This is a genomic window from Streptomyces milbemycinicus, assembly GCF_002154605.1.
Classification (GTDB): domain Bacteria; phylum Actinomycetota; class Actinomycetes; order Streptomycetales; family Streptomycetaceae; genus Streptomyces; species Streptomyces milbemycinicus.
Genome location: NZ_MUNE01000515.1, coordinates 1 through 2377, shown reverse-complemented (window position 1 = coordinate 2377; position 2377 = coordinate 1). Strand labels below are relative to the sequence as shown.

Annotated in this window: 1 protein-coding gene and 1 pseudogene; one reads left to right on the top strand and one right to left on the bottom strand. The window is 72.7% G+C overall.

What is annotated here, in order from left to right:
- Window positions 1–1633 (top strand): PTS fructose transporter subunit IIC (locus tag CCN51_RS36080; RefSeq protein ID WP_086860548.1); only part of this gene is annotated, 1633 nt, incomplete at its 5' end.
- 100 nt (window positions 1634–1733) lie between these two features.
- Here CCN51_RS36080 and CCN51_RS36075 read toward each other — a convergent pair.
- Window positions 1734–2377: pseudogene (locus CCN51_RS36075) on the bottom strand (pyridine nucleotide-disulfide oxidoreductase); the annotation flags it as partial.

Here is a 2377-nt window from a genome sequence, read left to right as displayed (position 1 = left end):
CCCGGCGGCCGACGCCTCCGGCGACCAGACGACCGCCACACCGGGCGGTCAGGCGGCTGCCGCGGCGGGTGTGGCCGCTTCCGGTGCCGGGCCCGAGCCCGCGGCATCCGCGCCCTTCCGGATCGTGGCCGTCACCTCCTGCCCCACCGGCATCGCCCACACCTATATGGCAGCCGAGTCGCTGGAGAGAGCGGCTCAGGACGCCGGGATCGAGCTGGTGGTCGAGACCCAGGGCTCGGCCGGGTTCGACAGACTCGCCCCCGCGACCATCGCCGCCGCCGATGCGGTGATCTTCGCGCATGACGTGGAGGTGCGGGACAAGGATCGGTTCGCCGGGAAGCCGACCGTGGACGTCGGGGTGAAGGCGGGCATCAACCGCCCGGCGGAGCTGATCGCCGAGGTGCGCNNGCGCGGCGAGATCAGCGCACCGGCCGCCGCCTCCGCGGGCGCCGACCGTTCGGCGCCGATGGACCGGGCCGGCGAGTCCGGCGACCGCTTCGGCACCCGGCTGCGCAAGTGGCTGATGACAGGCGTCAGCTACATGGTCCCGTTCGTGGCCGCGGGCGGTCTGCTGATCGCGCTGGCTTTCGCGATCGGCGGTTACGAGATCGCGAGCGCCAAGTCCGTCGCCGACCACTTCGTGTGGACCGAGACGGACAGCTGGGCGGCGCTGCTCTTCCAGATCGGCGGGGCCGCGTTCACCTTCCTGGTGCCGGTCCTGGCGGGCTATATCGCCTACGGCATGGCCGACAGGCCCGGCCTGGTGCCCGGCTTCGTCGGCGGCTACATCGCGACCACCATCAAGGCGGGCTTCCTCGGCGGTCTGGTCGCGGGTCTGATCGCGGGCGCGGTCGTCATGGGCATCCAGCGGTTCAAGGTCCCGGCGTCGCTGCGCGGCATCATGCCGGTCGTGGTGATACCCCTGATCTCCTCGGCGATCGTCGGCTTCCTGATGTTCGTGGTGATCGGCAAGCCCATCGCCTCCGCCCAGAAGGGCATGACCGACTGGCTCAACGGCCTCTCCGGTACGAACGCCATCATCCTCGGCGTCATCCTGGGCCTGATGATGTGCTTCGACCTGGGCGGCCCGGTCAACAAGGTCGCGTACGCCTTCGCGACCGGCGGTATCGCGGTGTCGGACCCGAGCACCGGCAGCCTCAAGATCATGGCCGCGGTGATGGCGGCCGGGATGGTCCCCCCGCTGGCCATGGCCCTGGCCACCACCGTCCGCGGGCAGCTGTTCACCAAGACCGAGCGGGAGAACGGCAAGGCGGCCTGGGTGCTGGGAGCCTCCTTCATCAGCGAGGGCGCGATCCCCTTCGCGGCGGCGGACCCGCTGCGGGTGATCCCCTCCTCGATGGTGGGCGGCGCGGTCACCGGCGCGCTGTCGATGCTCTTCGACTGCACGCTGCGCGCCCCGCACGGCGGCATCTTCGTGGTCCCGCTGATCGGCCAGCCGTTCCTGTACCTGCTGGCCATCGCGGCGGGCACGGCGGTCTCGACCGGTCTGGTCATCGTCCTCAAGGGGATGCGGAAGACCACCCGGCCCGAGACGGCCACCCCGGCCGCCGACGGCGAGCCCGCCACCGGGGCCGGTGGCGGCGGCGAGACCAAGGTGCCCGTCACGGTCTGACCTGGCCGGCCTCCACCACAACCACTGCCACATCCACCGCCGCCATCCGCGGCGTGCTCCCCTCGGCGGTGAGACGGACCCCCTCCGTCTCACCGCCGAGTCATGCGCGGGGCGATACATCATCCGTCGCCTCCGTCGGCAGGTCGCGTGATGCGTAGTAGGCGCTGAGCGCGGCCTCACTGCCCGACCCCATGGCGGTCGCGATCCGCTGGAAGCGGGCGGAGCGCAGATCGCCCGCGGTGAAGACCCTCGGATGCTGACGGGAGGGCGGACAGTAGCCCGAGGCGTCGGCGGAGAGGTCTCCGCCGGGCGGCGTCGGGCCGCTGCCGAGGTTGCGGAACCCGCGGTGGCCGGTCAGGGTCCGCCGGCCGCCGTCCACGGTCAACACCTCGGCCGTGAGTGGCGCCTCGGGCACGGGTGGCGCCTTGGGCACGGGTGGCTCTCCGGGCAAGCGCGGCGCGAGGGTCAGATGGCGCACCGGCACCAGCTCGACCCGCGGGTCCTCGGCGATCTCCTCGGCCTTGTACGCGTCACCCGGTGGACAGGCCACGATGAACCGGCTGTCCAGGCCCGGATGGGCCCGCAGCAATGTGCCGAGCGGCCGGTCGGCGCCGAGGACCAGCGCGGTGCGGCCGGTGAGCGCGGCCGGGTCCGCCTCCCACAGCGGGGGCAGCGCCAACCCCTCCCCACCGTCGATCCACCCCACGTCCTCCGGCCGCAGCGGCCCGACGCCGGTGGCGACCA